The 20,046-nt window shown below is 44.4% G+C and carries 17 protein-coding genes; 13 read left to right on the top strand and 4 right to left on the bottom strand.

Annotated elements, in window-relative coordinates; all coding sequences use genetic code 11:
- Window positions 1–52 precede the first annotated feature (52 nt).
- Window positions 53–733 carry a hexitol phosphatase HxpB gene (hxpB, locus tag L9Q40_RS05165; RefSeq protein WP_498792447.1) on the top strand — a complete coding sequence of 227 codons (681 nt, stop codon included), beginning with the start codon at window positions 53–55 and terminating at the stop codon, window positions 731–733.
- 107 nt (window positions 734–840) lie between these two features.
- On the opposite strand, the gene L9Q40_RS05160 is transcribed toward hxpB, so the two are convergent.
- Window positions 841–2,562 carry a cobaltochelatase CobT-related protein gene (locus L9Q40_RS05160; RefSeq protein ID WP_498792445.1) on the bottom strand — a complete coding sequence of 574 codons (1,722 nt, stop codon included), beginning with the start codon at window positions 2,560–2,562 and terminating at the stop codon, window positions 841–843.
- Window positions 2,555–3,547 (bottom strand): AAA family ATPase, encoded by a 993-nt coding sequence (locus L9Q40_RS05155; protein ID WP_065301295.1) that lies wholly within the window; start codon window positions 3,545–3,547, stop codon window positions 2,555–2,557. Before L9Q40_RS05155 ends, L9Q40_RS05160 begins: the two co-directional genes overlap by 8 nt.
- Before the next feature lie 268 nt (window positions 3,548–3,815).
- Here L9Q40_RS05155 and xsc point away from each other — a divergent pair, with 268 nt between their 5' ends.
- The 9 genes from xsc (at window position 3,816) to L9Q40_RS05110 (ending at window position 13,819) form a co-directional block, all read left to right on the top strand.
- Window positions 3,816–5,627: a sulfoacetaldehyde acetyltransferase gene (gene xsc / locus L9Q40_RS05150; RefSeq protein WP_020335198.1), complete on the top strand. Its 1,812-nt coding sequence runs from the start codon at window positions 3,816–3,818 to the stop codon at window positions 5,625–5,627.
- Window positions 5,628–5,692: 65 nt separating this feature from the next.
- Window positions 5,693–6,727, top strand: coding sequence for a YeiH family protein (locus L9Q40_RS05145; protein WP_330469878.1), 1,035 nt, complete (start codon window positions 5,693–5,695; stop codon window positions 6,725–6,727).
- Between the two features lie 36 nt (window positions 6,728–6,763).
- Window positions 6,764–7,567 carry an FRG domain-containing protein gene (locus L9Q40_RS05140; RefSeq protein WP_498792442.1) on the top strand — a complete coding sequence of 268 codons (804 nt, stop codon included), beginning with the start codon at window positions 6,764–6,766 and terminating at the stop codon, window positions 7,565–7,567.
- A gap of 267 nt (window positions 7,568–7,834) precedes the next feature.
- Window positions 7,835–8,260, top strand: a complete 426-nt coding sequence (locus tag L9Q40_RS05135) for a nuclear transport factor 2 family protein (RefSeq protein WP_498792440.1) — start codon at window positions 7,835–7,837, stop codon at window positions 8,258–8,260.
- 49 nt (window positions 8,261–8,309) lie between these two features.
- Window positions 8,310–9,761, top strand: coding sequence for an NAD(P)/FAD-dependent oxidoreductase (locus L9Q40_RS05130; protein WP_498792438.1), 1,452 nt, complete (start codon window positions 8,310–8,312; stop codon window positions 9,759–9,761).
- Between the two features lie 114 nt (window positions 9,762–9,875).
- Window positions 9,876–10,877 (top strand): TRAP transporter substrate-binding protein, encoded by a 1,002-nt coding sequence (locus L9Q40_RS05125; RefSeq protein WP_498792437.1) that lies wholly within the window; start codon window positions 9,876–9,878, stop codon window positions 10,875–10,877.
- Between the two features lie 123 nt (window positions 10,878–11,000).
- A complete protein-coding gene (locus tag L9Q40_RS05120) occupies window positions 11,001–11,549 on the top strand; it encodes a TRAP transporter small permease (protein ID WP_020335192.1) in 549 nt (182 codons plus the stop codon).
- 15 nt (window positions 11,550–11,564) lie between these two features.
- Window positions 11,565–12,905, top strand: a complete 1,341-nt coding sequence (locus L9Q40_RS05115; protein ID WP_020335191.1) for a TRAP transporter large permease — start codon at window positions 11,565–11,567, stop codon at window positions 12,903–12,905.
- An 11-nt stretch (window positions 12,906–12,916) separates the two neighbouring features.
- Window positions 12,917–13,819 carry a cache domain-containing protein gene (locus L9Q40_RS05110; RefSeq protein ID WP_065298400.1) on the top strand — a complete coding sequence of 301 codons (903 nt, stop codon included), beginning with the start codon at window positions 12,917–12,919 and terminating at the stop codon, window positions 13,817–13,819.
- Window positions 13,820–14,154: 335 nt separating this feature from the next.
- On the opposite strand, the gene L9Q40_RS05105 is transcribed toward L9Q40_RS05110, so the two are convergent.
- Window positions 14,155–14,943, bottom strand: a complete 789-nt coding sequence (locus L9Q40_RS05105; protein WP_020335189.1) for an IclR family transcriptional regulator — start codon at window positions 14,941–14,943, stop codon at window positions 14,155–14,157.
- 156 nt (window positions 14,944–15,099) lie between these two features.
- Here L9Q40_RS05105 and pta point away from each other — a divergent pair, with 156 nt between their 5' ends.
- From pta to L9Q40_RS05090, 3 genes are all read left to right on the top strand, one after another.
- Complete coding sequence (gene pta / locus L9Q40_RS05100) at window positions 15,100–16,149, top strand: phosphate acetyltransferase (protein ID WP_498792434.1); 1,050 nt, start codon at window positions 15,100–15,102, stop codon at window positions 16,147–16,149.
- A gap of 8 nt (window positions 16,150–16,157) precedes the next feature.
- The gene (locus L9Q40_RS05095; protein ID WP_020335187.1) at window positions 16,158–16,916 is read left to right on the top strand and encodes a TSUP family transporter; all 759 of its coding nucleotides are present in this window, start codon (window positions 16,158–16,160) and stop codon (window positions 16,914–16,916) included.
- Between the two features lie 316 nt (window positions 16,917–17,232).
- Entirely contained in the window at window positions 17,233–18,384 is a 1,152-nt protein-coding gene (locus tag L9Q40_RS05090; protein WP_498792432.1) for a GGDEF domain-containing protein, read from the top strand.
- 414 nt (window positions 18,385–18,798) lie between these two features.
- On the opposite strand, the gene L9Q40_RS05085 is transcribed toward L9Q40_RS05090, so the two are convergent.
- Window positions 18,799–19,968 (bottom strand): DUF4056 domain-containing protein, encoded by a 1,170-nt coding sequence (locus L9Q40_RS05085; protein ID WP_498792430.1) that lies wholly within the window; start codon window positions 19,966–19,968, stop codon window positions 18,799–18,801.
- Between the last annotated feature and the right edge of the window lie 78 nt (window positions 19,969–20,046).

The raw sequence follows: 20,046 nt of genomic DNA, 5'->3' as shown, positions 1-20,046 counted from the left end.
AGGGTATGGCAACGGTTTTGGTTGTCATACATTTTCTAATTTTGAGGTAAGCATGAATATAAAAGCGGTTATTTTTGATATGGATGGTGTACTCATTGATTCTGAGCCTCTGTGGCAAGAGGCGCAGATGGAATCACTCGACAGTTTTGGTGTGTGTATTACACGTGACGACTGCGAAAAGATGACAATGGGGAAGCGTGTTGATGAAATAGCGCAAATTTGGTGTGAGGCATACTCATTGACCGTGCCAACGAAAGAGCTGGAAGCAATGATTCTTTCGAAGTTGTGTCATCGTATTTCTACTTCTGGTGAGGCGATGGCCGGCGTTTACGAGGCATTAGACTATTTTGCCAACCAAGGGTTAAAGATCGCATTGGCAACATCTTCTAACCATGTAGTCATTAACGCAGTCTTCAATCGCCTTCAGTTGTGGGACAAGTTCAGTGTTGTCTGCAGCGCTGAAGATGAAGAATATGGTAAACCCCATCCAGATGTTTATTTAACCGCTGCCCGTAAACTCCAAATCGGTGTCGCAGAATGTTTAGTTATTGAAGATAGCTTTACAGGCCTGGCGGCGGCCAAAAGAGCGAACATGACGACTTACTTAGTTTCGCCAAATTATGAACAACGTAAGTTTTCTATCGCAGATGGATGTTATGCGGATTTAGAGTCCGTGATACAAAACCACGATAAGTTCGTGTCTAAATTGCACCTTTCAGTCGCTGCCAATTAAAATTGCAGAAACGAAAAAGGCCGTTAAATTCTTAGCGGCCTTTTTGCTGAAGTGCCGACTAGACCGAGCAGTTCAATTGGCTTAAACAGGGTTGAACGGTACCAGCTCTACTTCCTTAGTACCCCAAACACCTCTCGACACAAACTAAACAGACAGCTTTCCTTTACATCCAAAATAATGTTGTTTCGATAGTAGGGACTTAGGTCGACGCCCATACCGACACCGTAGATTTCTATTTTATTGCGGTTTGCTTCGCGCTCGATGACCTGCTTTAAATGATTATCGAGATAAAATTGGTCGTTGGCTGTGCTAGTGGCAGTGTCCATGGGACAACCATCGGAGAATACGATAAGTATCTTTCGCTGCGCACCTTGTGCAGTTAGACGTTGAGCGGCAAACTGTACGGCTTCTCCGTCAATTCCTTCTTTGAATATGTCGGCTTTTCGTAAGCTGGCGATGCCGAGTCGAGCTCGTCGCCAATGAGTATCGAAGTCTTTGAATATAATATGTCGAAGTTCGTTTAAGCGACCAGGGTGTTTTGGTTGTCCTTGTTGTAGCCATTGTCGATAAACTTTCCCGCCGTTCCAATTTCCGGTTGTGAAGCCAAGGATTTCAAAAGGAACTTCGGTTAGACCTACGGATTTAAGCAGTGTGTCCATCAACAAGCTCATTTTATGACTGTGCTTTTGCATGGAGCCAGAGCAGTCCATCAAAAATGTAATGGCGCATTGATGGGATGCACCGAGTTCTGGTTGTGAGAATATGGTGCGTTCAAGCGGAGAAGTAACCAGTTTGGTTATGGTGTTCGCATTAACGACTCCTTCTTCCAGATGATCTTGGCGTTTGTTTCGCTGCGGGGTTTGGACAATACTAGACAGTATTGCTGCTAATCGACGAGTGTTAACCTGTCTTGCCATCATGTCGTCAGTAAGCTTTTGTCGTAGCTCAAGCAGTAACGCTTGTCTAACCACAGTTTCAGCACCCACCTCTCGGTCAAACTCTCGACTAAAAACTTGATATTTAGACCCAGCGAGTTGGAAAGCTTTACTGCTACCAGTGATATCCGCGTCGTATTCTTGGTCTTCGATGTCCCCGTCTACAATTAGCGCCAGTTGGGCAAGGATTTTAATGTCTTCTTCAACGGCAGGAATGGTTTGATTGTTTGATTCTTCTTGTTCTTGATCGATAAGTTCACTGACGAGAGTCGCAAGTTGGTTGGCATAAGTGGCGAACAAACGCTGATCTAATCGATGTCTTTTTAGTTGTACCAGACAAGTGCCTATGATCGGTACGATTCCAGCTCGAGTGGATTCGATAGCCTCGGCGATAGGTTCCGAAACAGGTATCCCTGTTAAACGCGAATGTATGATCTGCATAAGCGTAAAAAGAAGCATACCAAGACGAGACTCAGTAAAGCCATTCTGATGATACTGTTCACTCCAATAACAAAAGTTGAATCGAGTGCTAACTTGAATACCTGCTAAGTAATGCGGGACTTGGGACTCGATTCGGACTTGCTCGCAAAAATCAAACAATAGACGTTCAACTTCGCCATTGGGGCGTTGCGAGTAATGAAGCTCTGCGTCTGACACCAAAAGGCGCAACGCTGAAGAATCGATCTTACCTTGCATAGCCATTTTACTCTTAGTTAACTCATGGCGAGAAACAAAAGTGAGGTCATTGGTGTGGGCTGAGAGAAAGTAGTAAGGCTGATCGCCTCTATATAAACGCTCACCCCTATAATTAAGTGTGAGATTTCCACTGATCGCTCTGGCAACGGAGACACTAAGATCGAGGATCTTTTTCTGTTGAGACGATACATTAGCCATGGCTAAGTTGCTCCATACCAGAGCTAACTGATGGATTGGCAATCAAAGTTTCACCAAAGCAGCGGAAGTAGTATTCGCAAACAAGCTGTTTTTCTTCTTCTTCACATCTATTTAGAAATGACAGCCTGAACGCGGTTGCGACGTCGTTAAAGATACGAATGTTCTCGGCCCATGTCAGCACCGTTCTGGGAGACATTACTGTAGATAAATCGCCCGCCATAAAACCGTTTCTAGTCATTCCGGCTGTTGCGATCATTTGCTCAACTAGCTGCAAACCTTGTTCATTATTGAGTTCCGGATTCTTGGATAACACGATATTGGCTTCGTGTTTAGGGTCAAGGTAGTTCAGAGTAGCGATGATATTCCATCTATCCAGCTGACTGTGATTGAGCACTTGTGTACCTGAATACAGACCAGAAAAATTGCCGAGACCGAGCGTGTTACATGTGGCGAACAATCGAAAATATGGGTGCGGGGTAATGACGCGGTTTTGCTCCAATGAGGTGTATTTACCATCTTGCTCAAGCAATTGCTGAATAACGAACATCACATCTGGTCGCCCTGCATCGTATTCATCCAATACCAGTGCGATAGGTTGTTGGATACTTTGTGGAAGGATGCCTTCTTTAAACTCGGTGATTTGCATGCCGTCTTTTATAACGATGCTGTCTTTCCCGATGAAATCGAGTCTGCTCAAATGTCCATCAAGGTTTATTCTCAGGCAGGGCCAGTTCAGTCGAGCTGCCACTTGTTCTATGTGAGAAGACTTACCGGTTCCGTGTGTGCCTTGAATGAGAGTGCGACGATTTGATGAGAAGCCCGCTAGGATGGCTAGCGTCACTTCAGGGTCAAAACAGTAATTTGGATCGATTTGCGGAACATACTCGCCACCGTGCTCAAATGCCGATACTGTTAAATCACTGTCTATACCAAAACATTCTCTGACGCTTACTTGTCTCGTCGGTATCAATTCCGTTTCTTTCATTGCTCATTCCCTCTATATATCTTGCGAACTACCTGCAACTGTTGGTGATGTTCGTCGATTATGAACAGCTAAATCTAAGTTAACGACACTATTTGTACAAAATATTGTTAACAATGTGATCTAGTTTTGTTAATTGGAATAAATCATTCCAATTAAAGATAAATCGTTGACGCGCAAAAATTCTCCTACTAAGGTGAATGTGAATGCAAAAAAGAGACAATTCATTCCGAAAAATGAAATTTTAGTTCAACTCAAGGAGAAGGGAAGGATGAGCGAGCAAGAAAAACGCACGGTTGTTTCCGGCAATACAACGATGACACCATCAGAAGCGTTTGTTGAAACTATGGTCGCCAATGATGTGACAGACATGTTCGGCATCATGGGATCAGCATTTATGGATGCAATGGATATATTTGCTCCTGCTGGCATTCGATTAATTCCAGTGGTGCACGAGCAGGGGGCTGCGCACATGGCGGATGGATACTCACGTGTATCAGGTCGTCACGGTGTGGTTATCGGTCAAAATGGTCCTGGTATCAGTAACTGTGTTACTGCGATTGCAGCTGCTTATTGGGCACACAGCCCAGTGGTTATTGTCACGCCAGAAACAGGTACAAAAACAATGGGATTGGGTGGTTTCCAAGAATGTAACCAACTTCCTATGTTCCAAGAGTTCACTAAATACCAAGGTCACGTGACACACCCAGAGCGTATGGCGGAATACACCGGCCGCTGTTTTGACCGCGCTATGAGTGAAATGGGACCGACTCAGTTGAATATTCCACGTGACTATTTCTACGGTGAAATCAAAACGGAAATTCCAAAACCAGCTCGACTAGACAGAGGTCCAGGTGGCGAAAAATCACTCAATGAAGCTGCGGATCTGATTGCCGAAGCGAAATTCCCAGTCATCATTTCTGGTGGTGGGGTGGTCATGGCCGATGCTGTTGAAGAATGTGCGGCATTAGCAGAAAGACTGGGTGCACCAGTAGTGAATAGCTATCTGCACAATGATTCATTCCCGGCAAGCCACCCATTGTGGTGTGGTCCACTTGGCTATCAGGGCTCTAAAGCAGCGATGAAGTTGATTGCCCAAGCGGATGTGGTTATTGCATTGGGTACACGTCTTGGTCCATTTGGTACTTTACCTCAACACGGTATGGACTACTGGCCAAAGAACGCGAAAATCATCCAAATTGATGCCGACAATAAGATGCTTGGTCTGGTTAAGAAAATTTCTGTAGGCATTTGTGGTGATGCTAAGGCTGCTGCAGTTGCACTAAAAGAACGACTAGAAGGTCGTGAACTACTTTGTGATGAAAACAAAGCGTCTCGCCAAGACACAGTCGCAACGGAAAAGGCACTGTGGGAAAAAGAGTTGGATGAATGGACACACGAACGTGACCCATTCAGTTTGGATATGATCGAAGAAAACGCACAAGAAACGCCGTTCTCTGGTGGTGAATATCTGCACCCACGCCAAGTGCTTCGTGAGCTCGAAAAAGCTATGCCGGAAGATGTAATGGTGTCTACTGACATCGGCAACATTAACTCTGTCGCTAATAGCTATCTACGTTTCGAAAAACCACGCAGCTTCTTTGCCGCGATGAGTTTTGGTAACTGTGGTTATGCCTTCCCAACCATCATTGGTGCAAAAGTTGCGGCGCCACATCGTCCTGCTATTTCTTATGCAGGTGACGGTGCGTGGGGCATGAGTCTAATGGAAACGATGACATGTGTTCGTCACAACATTCCTGTGACTGCGGTGGTATTCCACAACCGTCAATGGGGCGCTGAGAAGAAAAACCAAGTGGACTTCTACAACCGTCGCTTCGTGGCCGGTGAGCTAGACAACCAAAGCTTCGCTGAAATCGCGAGAGCAATGGGTGCTGAAGGTATCACGGTTGATAAGCTGGAAGATGTAGGTCCAACACTTCAAAAAGCCATCGACATGCAGATGAACGAGGGCAAAACAACAGTCATCGAAATCATGTGTACACAGGAACTGGGCGACCCGTTCCGTCGCGACGCACTGTCGAAACCTGTTCGCTTCCTAGATAAATACAAAGACTACGTATAGGTCTCGGGGAGTATGTCCGGCCATTATATGGCCGGGCATTTTGAATACACGGAAAGGTGGAAGCGATGATTTCTAAAACCATGAAAATGCCCAGAACGCTATATGGAGAAGCGACGGGCATCGCACCGGGATTATTACTCAGTATTGTAATAGCCGCAGCGGCAACGTTTGTCTCTGATCACTACGGCGGTCCTAAGTTTCTTTATGCACTATTACTGGGTATTTCTCTGCATTTTCTCTCTGACCATGAAAAATGTGGTGCCGGTATTGAGTTTGCGGCTAAGAAGTTGGTTCGAATTGGTGTTGCCTTGTTAGGTGTGCGCATTGCCTTTAGTGATGTCAGTACCATAGGTCTTCATGGCGTGGGTATCCTAGCTGGTGCTGTAGTGCTGACGATTATGTTCAGCCTTTTGTTCGCAAAGCTACTTAAGGTGTCTGGTACATTTGGGTTACTGGCAGGCGGCGCAACAGGGATTTGCGGCATCTCCGCGGCGATGGCGATTTCATCTACGATTCCACAGAGCAAAGAGAACGAGCAATACACATTAATGACAGCGATTGGTGTTGCTGCATTTTCAACGATAGCCATGGTTCTTTATCCATTTGTCGTTACTTCACTACAGTTATCACCGAGTGAAGCGGGTATGTTTTTGGGTGGCTCCATTCATGATGTGGCTCAGGTGGTCGGTGCGGGCTTTATGTTGTCTACCGAGATCGGGGATGCTTCAACATTAGCGAAAATGTTTCGAGTCGCGATGCTGATGCCAGTGATACTGTTAATTGCATTGTCATTTCGTGCGCAGAGAAAGAATGATGGTCAAGAATCGCATATTAACGCCCCAATAATACCGTTCTTCCTGATGATGTTTATTGCACTGATTGTAATCAATAGCTTTAACCTAGTACCTCCTACAGTGTCAGAAGGAATGTCAGAGATATCTAAGTGGTGTTTAGTTATTTCTATTGCCGCTCTAGGCGTAAAAACATCATTTGAGAAGCTTTTCTCCCTAGGGTGGAAACCAATTATATTGCTTTTATTGAATGCAATGTTTATCGCAGTATATATGTTGACGGTTATTTATATTCAGAGAATAGTTTAATTATTACTTTGTTTTTCGATGGTAAGAGTATTCATTATGAACGGTAAATATTATATCAGTACGCTCGAAGCATTATATGAAATAGTAAATGTATTTTCTGAGCCCAAAAGCAATAACACATTAATATATCGAGCGGAAGAATATAAAGTCGGTGCACTAATTCCAAGTTTAGGCAAAGTAAATAGCAATAACCTTAGAAGGGTAGAACAAGAACTTCTTTCCACAATGAAAGTTTACGGAGTACCGATGCTGGGTTCCCGTGCTGTTAATGAATGGCTATTAATGTGTTTGTCCGAACAACAAGGGTTTCCTACACGACTACTAGAGTGGACTGAGAGTCTTTTTAACGCAATATGGTCTGTCTGTAACAGTTCGACCAAGGATTGCATCAATATCATAAAGGTTCGGGGGCGTCATAAGGCTAGTTTTATAAGTTCGCCCCATCATATTGAAAGTACTAAGGTATTTAAAGCTTCCGACTGCGATTTTCAGGAGCAACAAAAGGATAAATGGTATTCAATTCATCCATTTATAAACGAAAGAAATAGCTGTATACATTCTCTTCATGATGAGCAAGAGTATGTGAAAGATCTAATATCTATTAATGTTTTACCCTCAGTGAAAAATAACTTATTAAAGGAGCTGATATCTATGAGTGAATTAAATAAGACAACATCGAATGTTGAAGAAAAAATGACGAGTATAGATTTTGAATCTAGTTCGGAAAATGAACTAGATAGTCAAAGTGGAGAAATTAAAGACGACTTTGAAGTCAATTTCCATGATAGGAAACTAGAACAATATGGGCGTAAGTATAATCAAGACTTTGACTTCGACTAACAACAAATTAACGTAAAAAATAAACAAGCGTTTGAATAATCAGTCGATGAAAAACGATTTTAAAACTTACTAGGTCAAAAATTAAATTATAAAAAAATTAAATCTGTGAGCTTAGAGTTTGTACATACCACAACTGAAAGTTAGAGTGGAGGAGTGTTATAAACTTGTTAATTATCCGTAATTATAGTTTAAATGCTCTAATAAAACGGCAGTGTAGAACTGCTCTGTATTAACCCAATAACGAAAAAAATAAAAGGACTTTGGAAGATGAATATGCAAACAAACACAGCAACATTATTACAGGAAAACGAAGTCGACACGACATTTTTACAGTCCTTTAGCGATGCCTGGAATAACCACGACATTGACGCATTAATGTCATATATGACTGATGATTGTGTGTTTCAGACCGTCGCAGGAGATGGTTTGCTTGGAAACACCATTGAAGGGTACGAAGCCGTTCGCAATAGCTTCGAACTGGTTTGGCAGAATTTCCCAGATGCGGCTTGGAGCGACCCTGTGCACTTTGTTTGTGGCGATCGTGCAGTAACGGAATCAACCTTCTCTGCTACCAACCCTGACGGTACGGTGATCGAAGCTCGTATGGTGGATGTTTTTACTCTGCGTGATGGAAAAATCAGTGTTAAGAATGCCTTTAGAAAAGCTCGACCAGTTATCACTCCAAATAAGTAAACATGGCAACCACTATTCGTTCAGGGGTTATGACTAGGAGAGTCGAATTATGAGTTTAGTAATGGAAGAACCAGCAGTCGATGCTGTAGAAACTAATGCGAAAAGCACCCAAGCGAAAGATAAATACGATCCTAAATATGATCCGCTAAAGGATAAAACGCCGGGTCATGGTAAAGAATACGCCCCAACTTACTGGGTAGATACAGCGGGTGCTCCACCGGAAGACGATGGTCCAATCACATCGGATATGGATGTCGATGTTGCGATTATTGGATCAGGGTTTACAGGCTTAAGTACTGCGATTCACCTTGCGGAAATGTATGGGATTAAAGCAACAGTTATCGAGGCGAATCGCTTGAGTTGGGGGTGTAGCACCCGTAATGGCGGTCAGGCTCAATGTGCTTCAGGACGACTAAAGCGTTCTCAGTGGATTGAACGTTGGGGCCTTGAAACGGCTTTGAAAATGCACCGCGAGTGTGTGGATGGCATGAACACATTCAAGGAACTGATCAAGGATATCGACTGTGACCCACAACCCGGTGGTCACCTATATGTGGCCCATCGTCCAAAGATGATGCCGGGATTAGAGAAAGAAGCGAAATTGCTTCGCGAAACCTTCAACTACGATGCGCAAATTTTAGATGCTGACACGGTAAAACGAGACTATGTCGGCGACCAAGAAGCAGCAGGTGCGATGCACGAACCAGAAGGTATTGGTATTCATGCAGGTAAGTTGGCTTTTGGCTACTTGAGAAAAGCGCGCGCGTTGGGCGTTAAGGTCCATCCAGCTAGCCCTGTTATGGGGTGGGAAACTCGCGGTGGCGTACACTACCTCAAAACACCTGGTGGTGTGGTAAAGGCTCGCTCGGTGGGGGTTTGTACTGGCGGTTATACCAGTCAAGGTTTGCACTCGGAGTTAAAAAACCGTTTGCTCCCAGTCTTATCAAACTCAATGGTAACGCGTCCTTTAACGCAAGACGAAATTGCCGCGTGTAACTTCAAAACCAATCAGGTGATTACGGATACTCGCGTACTTCGTCATTACTATCGTTTACTTCCAGACAATCGAGTTCAGATTGGAACTCGTAGTGCGATTACCGGTAAGAATGCGCCAGAGAAGAAATACGAGGACATGTTACGTTCAGACCTTACGCGAAAATTCCCAGCATTAGACCAAATCCAAATTGATTACTCATGGTGGGGGTGGGTGGACGTAAGCCACGACATGATGCCAAGAATCTATCAACCGAATCCATCGCAATCCATCTTCTACGCCTTGGGTTATGGCGGTAATGGTGTGATGTATTCAGCGCAAGCCGGTAAACGTCTGGCTCAGTGGATTGCAGGAGAGGGACACAAGCTCGACTTACCAATATTCGAATCAAAACTTCCGTTTCCAAACGTGAGGGAAGTGGTGGAATCGGAGATGTTTGCACCATTTCGACGAGTAGGACAGCGATTCCTTTACCAGTGGTACTCACTAAAGGATGAAGTGCTGTAACACTCAAAGCCTATCTCCAAAATAGGGAAATGACGACGACCAGGAAAGTTGTACCAGGTCACCTTGTAAGCAAAGTACAGAGTGGATGTCTGTACGTTATGAAAGGTTAAGACTATGAAACTTATTAAAAACAAAATCATTGCTGGAGTGACAATTGCAGCGACAGCAGTGTTTTCGTACACGGCTTCGGCAGCAAACTTCAAAATGGCTATCGGCGATGCTGCTGGTGGAACGCAATGGGAATTAGCCAAGACTTTTTCCGAGTTGATGGAGAAAAAGACAGAAGGCAAAGTAAAAATTGACCTATTCCCAAATGGACAATTGGGTAATGAACAAGACACCGTTAATGATGCGGCTATTGGTCTGTTAGATTTTTCCGTTTTAGCAATTAACAACGTGACTCCATTTTCACCAACGGTTGGCTTATTAACGATGCCCTATGTGATTCAAAGCCCTGAAGAAGCCGTGCTTTTGACACAAGGAAAGGTAGGTCAGGAATTGGTAGAAAACACCATTCGTGATGCTGGTGTTCGAATCGTAGGTTGGGCGTATTCAGGTTTTCGAGTATTGACCAACTCGAAGAAGCCAGTTGCCTCGCCAGAAGATCTAAAAGGGCTGGTGATTCGTGTTCCTCGTAACGAAATCATGATTGCTTCTTACCAAGCTTGGGGCGTAAACCCAACACCAATGGCTTGGTCTGAAACCTTTACGGGCCTGCAACAAGGAGTGGTTGACGGTCAAGATAACCCATACATTACAGTGTATGCGATGAAGTTTAATGAGGTACAAAAATACGTTACTAACATCCGCTACATCTTTTCGCTTGAGCCGCTCATCATCAGTGAGTCAGTGTTCCAGCAACAATCTCCAGAGATGCAAAAGACCATTCTTGAGGCCGGTCAAGAGGCAACAGATCACAGCTTTGCTTACTTAGAAGAAACGGAAATCAAGATCCGTAAAGATCTCGAAGGTAAAGGCATGGTATTCACCGACCCTGCGAACGGTGAAAAAGAGTGGATAGAGAAAGTTACCACTTCAGTATGGCCAAAATTCTACTCAAGCATTGGGGGTAAAGAGAAGCTAGATAACGTTCTTGAGCTACTGGGTAGACAATAACGATTAGTTACACCCTATCTGACGGCAGCCCGTTGGATAGGGTTTTTGCATGGCTTTACTCGTTTATCTGCTCAAACACATTGAGCGACTGGTTGTCATGTAAAAATCAACATTGGAGGTTATATGTCAGTCGCTAAAATAATTAGAAAGCACCTAAACAACATCGAGGAGTACACCTGTTGTTTATTACTAGCGAGCTTTGTCTTACTACTTTTTACGCAAATTTTATCTCGTCAGCTGTTTGACTATTCCATTCCTTGGGGTGATGAAGTTGCCACCTATATGTTTGTCTGGTTTGCTTATTTAGGTGCGGTGGTTGCCGCGAAAATGTCAGCCCACAACCGAGTAAGTTTCCACTTTAAGTTCTTTCCTCCCATCGTACAGACCATCAGTGAAACCATAGCGGATTTACTATGGCTGCTGTTTAACGGTTATTTTGTGTACCTCTGCTACGACTTTGTATTCAATAAAATGAATCTTTTCTGGAAATCGCAGACGACCGGTATCCCGATGAAGTACTTCTACATGATTTTACCGATCGCATTTTCTCTGATGATGGTTCGGATCATTTGGAACAACTATGAGCGCTTGTGTAAAGGTGCCAAGAATGAAGACCCAGAAGTAAAAGAACTTCGCAAAATGACCGCTCAAAAGTCACTGCCAGAGTCGTAACAGAGAGATGTAATTATGGAATCCTATTTAACTCTAATTCTATTTGGTGGTTTTTTAACACTGTTAATTCTAGGCGCACCAATTACTGTATCGCTCGCAGGCGCATCCATGGCTGCCTACTTGATATTGGATAAAAACCCCATTGCACTAGTGCAAATAGCTTTTACTTCAGTGGGTAACTTCCCTTTGATGGCTCTGCCATCCTTCGTATTGGCTGGCGCATTGATGGAAGCCGCTGGCATTTCCAAACGTTTAGTGGATATTGCTGAAAGCCTGGCAGGACCAGTGACTGGTGGCCTAGGGGCTGCAACGGTTATGGCGTGTCTGTTCTTCGGAGCGATTTCTGGCTCTGGCCCAGCAACCACAGCGGCGGTGGGTATGTTAATGGTACCCGCAATGGTTAAGCGCGATTACGAAAAAAGCTATGCTTCCGCAGTAACCGCTGCATCAGGTGGACTTGGGATTATTATCCCGCCGTCGATTCCGCTGGTTATCTTCGGTATCTCTGCCATGGGCTTAATGGCACCGCCAGAGGCCATTGCTCAACATGGTCAGTTTGCATCACTATCGATTCCAAAGCTGTTTGTTGCGGGCGTGATTCCAGGGCTGATCATGGCATCAACCTTGGTAATTACCAACTATATGATTGCGAAAAAGCAAGGCTATCAAGGTCTGACAGAAAACTGGTCATTTGGAGAAATCAGGCAATCTTTACGCCGCGGGCTTTGGTCTGTTTTGGCGCCGTTCTTGATCCTTGGCGGCATATATAGCGGTATGTTTACCCCAACAGAATCGGCAGTGGTGGCTATTTTCTACTCGCTGTTTGTTGGCTTGTTTATACACCGTGAACTCTCGTTTAAGAACATTCTTAAATCGTTGTCGACAACGACATGGATCACTGGGCGAGTTCTATTGATCTTATTTGCGGCAACCGTGTTTGGTCGCTTACTGATTGAACAGAAAATTCCAGTAGTAGTAGCAGAGTCACTACTTGGCTTTACAGACAATATGTATCTCGTATGGGCACTAACCATCATATTACTGTTGTTTATCGGCATGTTTATGGAAACGTTAGCGGCGATTATGATCATTGTGCCAGTCTTGTTGCCCATCATGTACATGTTAGGCGCTGACCCAACCCATGTTGGTATTGTCGTGGTTTGTACGTTATCGATAGGGTTTGCAACTCCGCCTCTTGGCGAAAATATCTTTGTCGCCTCGGGTATTGGTGGAGCCACAGTTGAACAGATTACCGCTAAGATTCACCCATTTGTTCTTGCGTCGGTACTGGGCGTGTTTGTTATCGCCTTCTTCCCACAAATCACGCTTTGGCTACCGTCATTAGTTGGCTATTAGGAGAGATAACCATGAACATATTGAAACTGATTGTTATAGGTTGTGCGTTGTCCATTGTGTTGGGTAGTGTCGCTTTGCGTGCGGAAGATAGCGCTGCCGTGAATGTACTCGATATCACGGAGCCTCACGTAGCAAGTGAAGCGGAAAAGCGTGCGAAAACCCTCTTGGCCAAGGCAGTTATACATGTTCAAACAGTAGGAGAGGAGAGCGTAAAAGATTTCATGAGTGACCCTGAATACATAGATGGGGAACTGTATGTCTTTGCCTTAGGTATTGACGGTGAATTCCTAGCGAGCGGTGGCTCGTCTATGGTGTTGGTTGGCGATAGTGTGCTTGATACGCAAGACGTTTACGGCAAGCCGTTTTTTCGGGAAATGATCACCAAGGCGCTACATCAAGGTTACGGGGAAGTGAAATACAATTGGACCAACCCCACTGACCGTATGGGGGAGCCTAAAACCACATTCTTTGAGCGTGTTGGCGAAGTGATTGTGGCCGTCGGCTACTACCCAGAGCGCGCTAGTACATCCGAGGCGAAGCGGTTACTCGCTAGAGCGATGAAAGCCATGGTGGAATCTGAGCAGAAAAGTATTGATGAGTTTAACGACCCTGAAGGAAGCTTTGTTGAGGGCGATTTATACGTGTTTGTGATGGACATGAGTTCGGGAAAGTTTCTTGCTCATGGCGCATCTCCGGAGTTGGTGGGACGCTCACATGATGAGATTTTAAGCCCGGATAATAAGCCTATTCTTACCGAATTACTGACGTTAGCTAAGAAAAACGGTCGAGGCGTGTACACCTATCAGTGGCTAAACCCTCAATCGAACAAAGTGGAAACCAAGCACACTTATTACCGAGTGCTCGATAATAAACTTGTCGCTGTTGGCTACTACGTTAAATCAAACCTATCCTAGCTCAGCTTTCCATTCGTTATCGCTATCAATCTTTAATTTGATTGGTAGCGATCCCTTCTATTCCATTTCTTCTTTTACATTCATATAAAACACAATAGTGGAACAAGTATGGGAGAACCATAGCCACTCGAAGTGTGTTCTCAGCCGATTCGTGCTCTCGGTTGCGTTTTTAAGTGGCCGATCTGTGTCATGTCGACCGAAAGAGACAAACCCCAGTAGATTGGATCTCACTGGGGTTAGGATTTATGTTTGGCAATAAGGCAAGCAACTGGCGCCACAGGGATGGTTGTTTTGCCAGGCTAAGTGGCTAACGTATCCATTGAGTATTTTGGGGACTAATGTTCGCCCCAGTTATCGGCTTCTATTTTTGCTAGTGCTTTTGCTGCTTTTTGCAGAGTAGGCAAGAACTTAATGGCTTCATCTGGTTTAACACGAATAACAGGGGCCTGTATGGCTAAACCAAGATTAGATTGTCCTGTCGGAGAAGGCACAAGCACGGCAATACAGACTAGACCGGGCAGAAACTCTTCATCATCAATGGCAAAACCTTGGATTTTTGCTTCCTCGATGTTTTTTTCCAACTCGGAGTAATCAGTAATCGTGTTTACGGTATATTGAGTGAGAGGAACATTCTCAATAAGCCGCCTACGTTGTGACTTAGACATATGCGCTAAAAACAGTTTGCCCGTTGCAGAGCAGTGAACAGGTACTCGTGACCCTGGATGCAAATGGAAGCGAAGGGGGGCTTCTGTTTCTGCACGATCGAGGTAGATGATCTCGCCGCTGGACAGCGCTGTTAAATTACAACTTTCACCCACCTCTTCTCTGAGGTTCTCGAGAATTGTGCGTCTTGCGCTATGCATGGTGCTATTAAGCAACAAGTTCTCGGCTAGCTTTCTCAAACGAATACCCGAGCTATAGTGCTTTTCATCTCCGTCTTTTTGAATGATGCCTGCGGCTTCTAACTGCTGCAACATACGATGCAGGGTTGGTTTTGGTAGTCCGGTTTCTTCTACTAATCCTTGTAGAGATATGAACTCGTCTTTTTGCGCTATCACCTCTAATAGTGCAAAAAGTCTGAGCGTAGGAGTATCTCCTTGAACTTGCGGTGTTTCTGTAGGCATAGAGTCATTTATCCTTGCGATACGTCGAAGTCTAAGATTGTACATTTCAATTTAGTATATATCCATTTTCTGAATAAAATTTGATCTTTTTTATTAGTGCGATTAACATTTAATTAAAATATGGAACATAATGTATCATTAAATGGAATTTATAGTATGAAGGCGATGGAAAGGATTATCAACAAAGCTCAGTTAGATCGTAAGCGAGTGGTGTTGAGCGAAGCTGAAGACCCTCGAGTGCTTGCCGCAGCGCGGATGGCCGAGGATAAGCAATTGGCATACATCACTTTGGTTGGAGATCAACAAGTGATTGCAGAGGCTGCGGAGCGGCATAGTGTGAGTCTTGCGGGCATTCAAATTGTTTCGCCTCAGGGTTCGCCTCTTAAAGAAGCGTTAGCTGACCGTCTATACCTTTTGCGTAATGCGAAAGGCATGTCCTATAACGACGCCCTCGAACAGGTTCAAGATCCTCTCATATTTGCCAATTTAATGGTGAAAGAAGGGTTTGCTGACGGAACGGTGAACGGTGCTGTTTATACTACCTCCGATGTGGTTCGTACGGCTTTACAAATTATCGGCCCTGCACCTGGCTGTGAGTTGGTGTCGAGCTTCTTTTTGATGATGTTGTGTGAACCTTTTCACAACCTCAAGGGTGGTTTGATTTTCAGTGACTGCGGACTGGTGATTGATCCCAATGAAACGCAGCTTGCTTCCATTGCTATTGCCGCATCAACCAGTGCTAAATCGCTATTAATGGAAGAACCTAAAGTGGCCATGTTGTCTTTCTCTACCAATGGCAGCGCGAAGCATGAATCTGTCGACAAAGTTCGTAACGCAGCTCAGCTAGTGAAACAGCGTTGTCCTGATATCGCCGTGGACCAAGACGTTCAGTTGGATGCCGCTATCGTAACTGAGATTGCTGCTAAAAAACTGCCGGATTCGCAAGTGAAAGGCCAGTCTAACGTTCTGGTATTCCCTAATTTAGAAGCGGGAAATATAGGCTACAAGCTGGCAGAAAGGTTAGGCGGTGCGGTGGCAATAGGCCCTTTGTTACAAGGGTTAAACCAGCCAGCGAATGATCTATCTCGGGGATGCTGCGCTGAGGACATTTTTAATGTGATTGCGGTTACAGCGGTTCAGGCTCAACAAGATAAGAAAATAGACCAAGTTTCATCCGCCTCAATAAAAGAAGACATAACCAATTAGGGAAAGAAATGGAATTACCGACGTTACTCGCCATTCTTGCCGCCATCATGATTGGCACTTACTTTCAGACCGTGACTGGATTTGGTCTCGGTATCATTGTGATCGGTTTAACTGTGAGTCTTAATCTGGTTGCACTGCCCGTTATCGCCGCAGTGGTGAGTATCGTCACTTTGTTTAATTGCTTAGTGGCATTGGTAGGTAAGCCCTTGTCTGGGGAACTTAAAATCATGCTGGCTTTAGTGGCGGGTATAGTACCTGGCGTGATTGCTGGGGTATTTTTGCTCGATCAACTCAGTGACTCAGCGACCAATATATTACGTGGTCTACTAGGCATCATGATTTTAGCCGCAGGGCTCAATTTCATGTTTAAACCGAAGACGTTAGTAATGCGCTCCGCTTCGACGTCCTTTTTATTTTCAGGATTCGGCTCCGGCCTCACTGGTGGGCTGTTTGGCATGGCAGGACCACCCATTGTTTATCATCTCTACAGACAGCCATTTTCCATTGAATTAGTACGTAGCACGCTATTGATGGTCTTTGCCTGCACTTCTGCTTCGCGCACCGCTTATGTGTATTTTGATGGTAGTTTAGGTGCAAGTATTATTTGGTTGTCCGTCATTGCAGTTCCGTTAGTCGCACTAGTAACTTTGGTAGCCAGGCGATATCCGCCCCCATTGTCTAACGACCAGTTGAGGAAATTGGTATTTGGAGTATTAATGATGGTTGGTGGGTATTTGATAGGGACTTCTGCTACGTCGTTGGGGTAAAGCTGAACTCATCTTACTGAGCCAATAAAGTATAGGGCGTCGTAAAAGATCGACACCAGTGGAAAGTCAATGCGCAATATCTAACATAGCCAATGACTAATTACTGTGTAGTATGGTGCTATCGGTAAATTCGACATCTCCTAGCTTAGATTAGGTGTTATACTCTAGGCATTCTCATTCTTTCATCTCGACCCGATTTATCTCATCTAACTTTAATGGATTCTTATCGAGTGATTGGTTAACATGTTTGAGTGTTTTGTGTCACCTTTACATTATCAGCGGTTTATTTGACCCACTTAGCCTAAGCAAAAAAGTAGTGATTAATTCAAGCTCAAGCCTCATCGATTTTGCCAGCGTAATAAACAATATTGTTTGTAGTGCTGTTGGCTGCATATTTTTATCTCAGATTCGCTCTGGCTTGACTCACTATCAACGACGATCAGCACTTTATTTCTTTTACTTTTTCTTACTGTTTGGTTTTGCATTTGCTGCAATGGCTATTCGCTCCTGGCTTCCGCTTATTTATTCTGTTTTATTAAACAATTTTATGTATATGACAGTTGCGTATTTGTTGCTATTTGGCTCTATAAGTTGGTATCAACGCGATATTAAGCCGTGGTTATGGAAGCTAGCAATTGTTCATGTCTGCTCATATACAGCGATACAAACTCTTATTTATCACTTCGTACCAAATACACTTGAATTGCGTGTTCAGATTGCGTTCGTCAATTTTGCTCTGGTGTATGCTTCCACTTTTTTACTTTGTCACAAACATAGAACTTCAAATGGTAAGGGCGAGCGTATGCTCGCTTTAGCTGCATTGGTTTGCCTTGTTGCTGCTGGTTTTCCTACTTTTGCATTGGCTGTAACAGGTCAAGTAGAGTATTACCGTGTTGCAGTCGTGGTGACTCAAAACATAGTTTGCTTCTTCTTGTTAGGCGGATTATTGTCGTTATTTCTTTTTAATCAGATTGACTGGCACTACGAAAGATCCATTCGGGATGAGCTGACAGGATTGTTCAACCGCCGTTACATTAATGAGCGTATTGCCCATTTGTTTCAAGGTGATTTGCCTATTCAGGGAACGCTTGCAATTTTAGACATTGACCATTTCAAAAAAGTAAATGATCGCTTTGGTCACGACGTTGGTGATAACGCGCTCGTTTATGTCTCTAAAATTCTGTCTGGTAGTCTTAAAAAGGGCGATTTGGTTAGCCGCTACGGAGGCGAGGAGTTTGTGATTTTTATTGCGGATAATGATTCCAAACAAGCTCTGGCGACGTTGCATACAATCCATTCATCAGTTGAATCACAGAGCCGTTTATCGGCTATGAGCATTCCCATTACAGTGAGCATTGGTTACTGTAACTTAACTTCTCAAGACACATTACAAAGTGCTTTCACCAGAGCTGATTCAGCTCTGTATATGGCGAAAAACCAAGGTCGTAACTGTATTGTTGGCCAGTAACCTCGCCGTTCCCATAGCGTCTATATTTCGAAATTGTCCATAGGCGTGCTAGCACGACCGTGGTTAGCACGTTTGAGCCCCAAACCGTTTAAATATGCACATTGCTTATCAATGTTACACTTAACTGATCCGCAGTAGCACCGAGCCGTGATTTGACATACTGGGGCAGTCCACAGAGGTTATCTCAAGAATATCAATTTGTTTATCCAACGCCCCAAAAAGATTACATGAATTTTGATTTGAGTTTGGTGTCACTGCTAACTATCCGACATACAACTTGAAGGAAAGCAACGGTGTACAAGAGATAAAGTGGTCCAGTGCAGTTTATACTGATTACCGCTAGCGCAGCCGTATAAACCCGTAAACAGGCGAGGGACGATTAATAACCGAATCAATTTTTTGAAAGAATGGGCGCTACTCATCAGCAATACCTAATCGTTTTAAATCCTGGCTATCCTGTCGTTCTGCATACTGCGCAATAACTGGAAACTGAGTATGATCAATACGCTCTGACCAGATATGCTTTGGGATATGGTTAAAGGTGTCAGCGTAGCTCGGTGCTATCTCAAGCACTAACCTAGCAATGCTATCGAGCTCTATTGACTCAGAAGATGCTGGTAAGGTCAGGACTGTGGCGGAAGATTGCGCAAGATCTAGCAAACTTGGATTCTGTTCGCCTAATAACTCTGGTGTCAGCAGATGAGGCGTTTGTTGGTCGCCAAGGTCGTAATGACGCTGCAGAACCATGTACTTGTTTGGGATCGACTCTTGTGAGTTCCACCATTTTCCGTCGACGGTGGCTAAGACCAATTTTGCTTTCGACTTATCGACGATACCAAGTTCTCGCAGGCTTGCATTGAGAAGCAAGCTGACGTTTTGGTTATAGTCTCTTTCGGTCAACACCTTATGCTGTTGAATGAGGCTAAGTACGATTTTCGCGCCCAACATATTGGAGTAGAGATCTTCAAGCGAGTAGGCTGAAATCGTCTCTGGCCATCCAGAAAAACTAGCGTAGCCGTGCCACTGGGCAATCTCGTGGGATTCAGCCTTGAAGTAGGCTAAACGCGCTGCAAGGTGAGCAGCAACAGACCATCTTTGCTCCTCGGTTAGTAAAGACGCGTCGAACGGGGTCATCTCGATATATCTTGGTCCTAATTCGGCTGGTAAATCAATGCCATGGGCTTGGCCTAAGTTGGCGAGTATCTCAAAAAATAATCCCATGGTGTCATCGGCGGTATCGCGTACATGGGCGAGGTCGATAAAGCCGCCTTTCTGCGTGTATAAGATACCGTTATTTTCGCTGCCGCCATGGCCCAATGCCGATGAGGATGAAGGCGTGTAGTGATATATCCCGCTGGCAAACTTGTGCGGACCTATCTCCTCAAGTTCGACAATGTTGTTCAGTCGGAAAAAAGGCACTGGGACTGGCCCGAATTTAACTTTCTGCATATCCCCAAATGCACAACACGGGCGAACGTTCTGCGGTACTGTCAATTGAGGGAAGCGAGACTCATCCAAATACCAATTCTGACTGGTCGTCAAATTGCCTGCTAGCATATCTGCAGCCTGATTCGAAGTTGGCACAGCATGGGTTTCCCAATCAGTCGATGAGCATCCAGCCAGGAGGGTACATAGGGCGATCGTACAAAAGGGTTTAAAAAG

This window comes from Allocatenococcus thiocycli (assembly GCF_921292965.1).
GTDB classification, from domain to species: Bacteria; Pseudomonadota; Gammaproteobacteria; order Enterobacterales; family Vibrionaceae; genus Vibrio; species Vibrio natriegens.
This window is presented reverse-complemented; position numbering and strand designations above follow the sequence as displayed.

Coding starts and splice junctions, on each gene's coding strand:
- hxpB (WP_498792447.1), top strand. CDS start 53: ATGAATATAAAAGCGGTTATTTTTGATATGGATGGTGTACTCATTGAT.
- L9Q40_RS05160 (WP_498792445.1), bottom strand. CDS start 2,562: ATGGCTAATGTATCGTCTCAACAGAAAAAGATCCTCGATCTTAGTGTC.
- L9Q40_RS05155 (WP_065301295.1), bottom strand. CDS start 3,547: ATGAAAGAAACGGAATTGATACCGACGAGACAAGTAAGCGTCAGAGAA.
- xsc (WP_020335198.1), top strand. CDS start 3,816: ATGAGCGAGCAAGAAAAACGCACGGTTGTTTCCGGCAATACAACGATG.
- L9Q40_RS05145 (WP_330469878.1), top strand. CDS start 5,693: ATGATTTCTAAAACCATGAAAATGCCCAGAACGCTATATGGAGAAGCG.
- L9Q40_RS05140 (WP_498792442.1), top strand. CDS start 6,764: ATGAACGGTAAATATTATATCAGTACGCTCGAAGCATTATATGAAATA.
- L9Q40_RS05135 (WP_498792440.1), top strand. CDS start 7,835: ATGAATATGCAAACAAACACAGCAACATTATTACAGGAAAACGAAGTC.
- L9Q40_RS05130 (WP_498792438.1), top strand. CDS start 8,310: ATGAGTTTAGTAATGGAAGAACCAGCAGTCGATGCTGTAGAAACTAAT.
- L9Q40_RS05125 (WP_498792437.1), top strand. CDS start 9,876: ATGAAACTTATTAAAAACAAAATCATTGCTGGAGTGACAATTGCAGCG.
- L9Q40_RS05120 (WP_020335192.1), top strand. CDS start 11,001: ATGTCAGTCGCTAAAATAATTAGAAAGCACCTAAACAACATCGAGGAG.
- L9Q40_RS05115 (WP_020335191.1), top strand. CDS start 11,565: ATGGAATCCTATTTAACTCTAATTCTATTTGGTGGTTTTTTAACACTG.
- L9Q40_RS05110 (WP_065298400.1), top strand. CDS start 12,917: ATGAACATATTGAAACTGATTGTTATAGGTTGTGCGTTGTCCATTGTG.
- L9Q40_RS05105 (WP_020335189.1), bottom strand. CDS start 14,943: ATGCCTACAGAAACACCGCAAGTTCAAGGAGATACTCCTACGCTCAGA.
- pta (WP_498792434.1), top strand. CDS start 15,100: ATGAAGGCGATGGAAAGGATTATCAACAAAGCTCAGTTAGATCGTAAG.
- L9Q40_RS05095 (WP_020335187.1), top strand. CDS start 16,158: ATGGAATTACCGACGTTACTCGCCATTCTTGCCGCCATCATGATTGGC.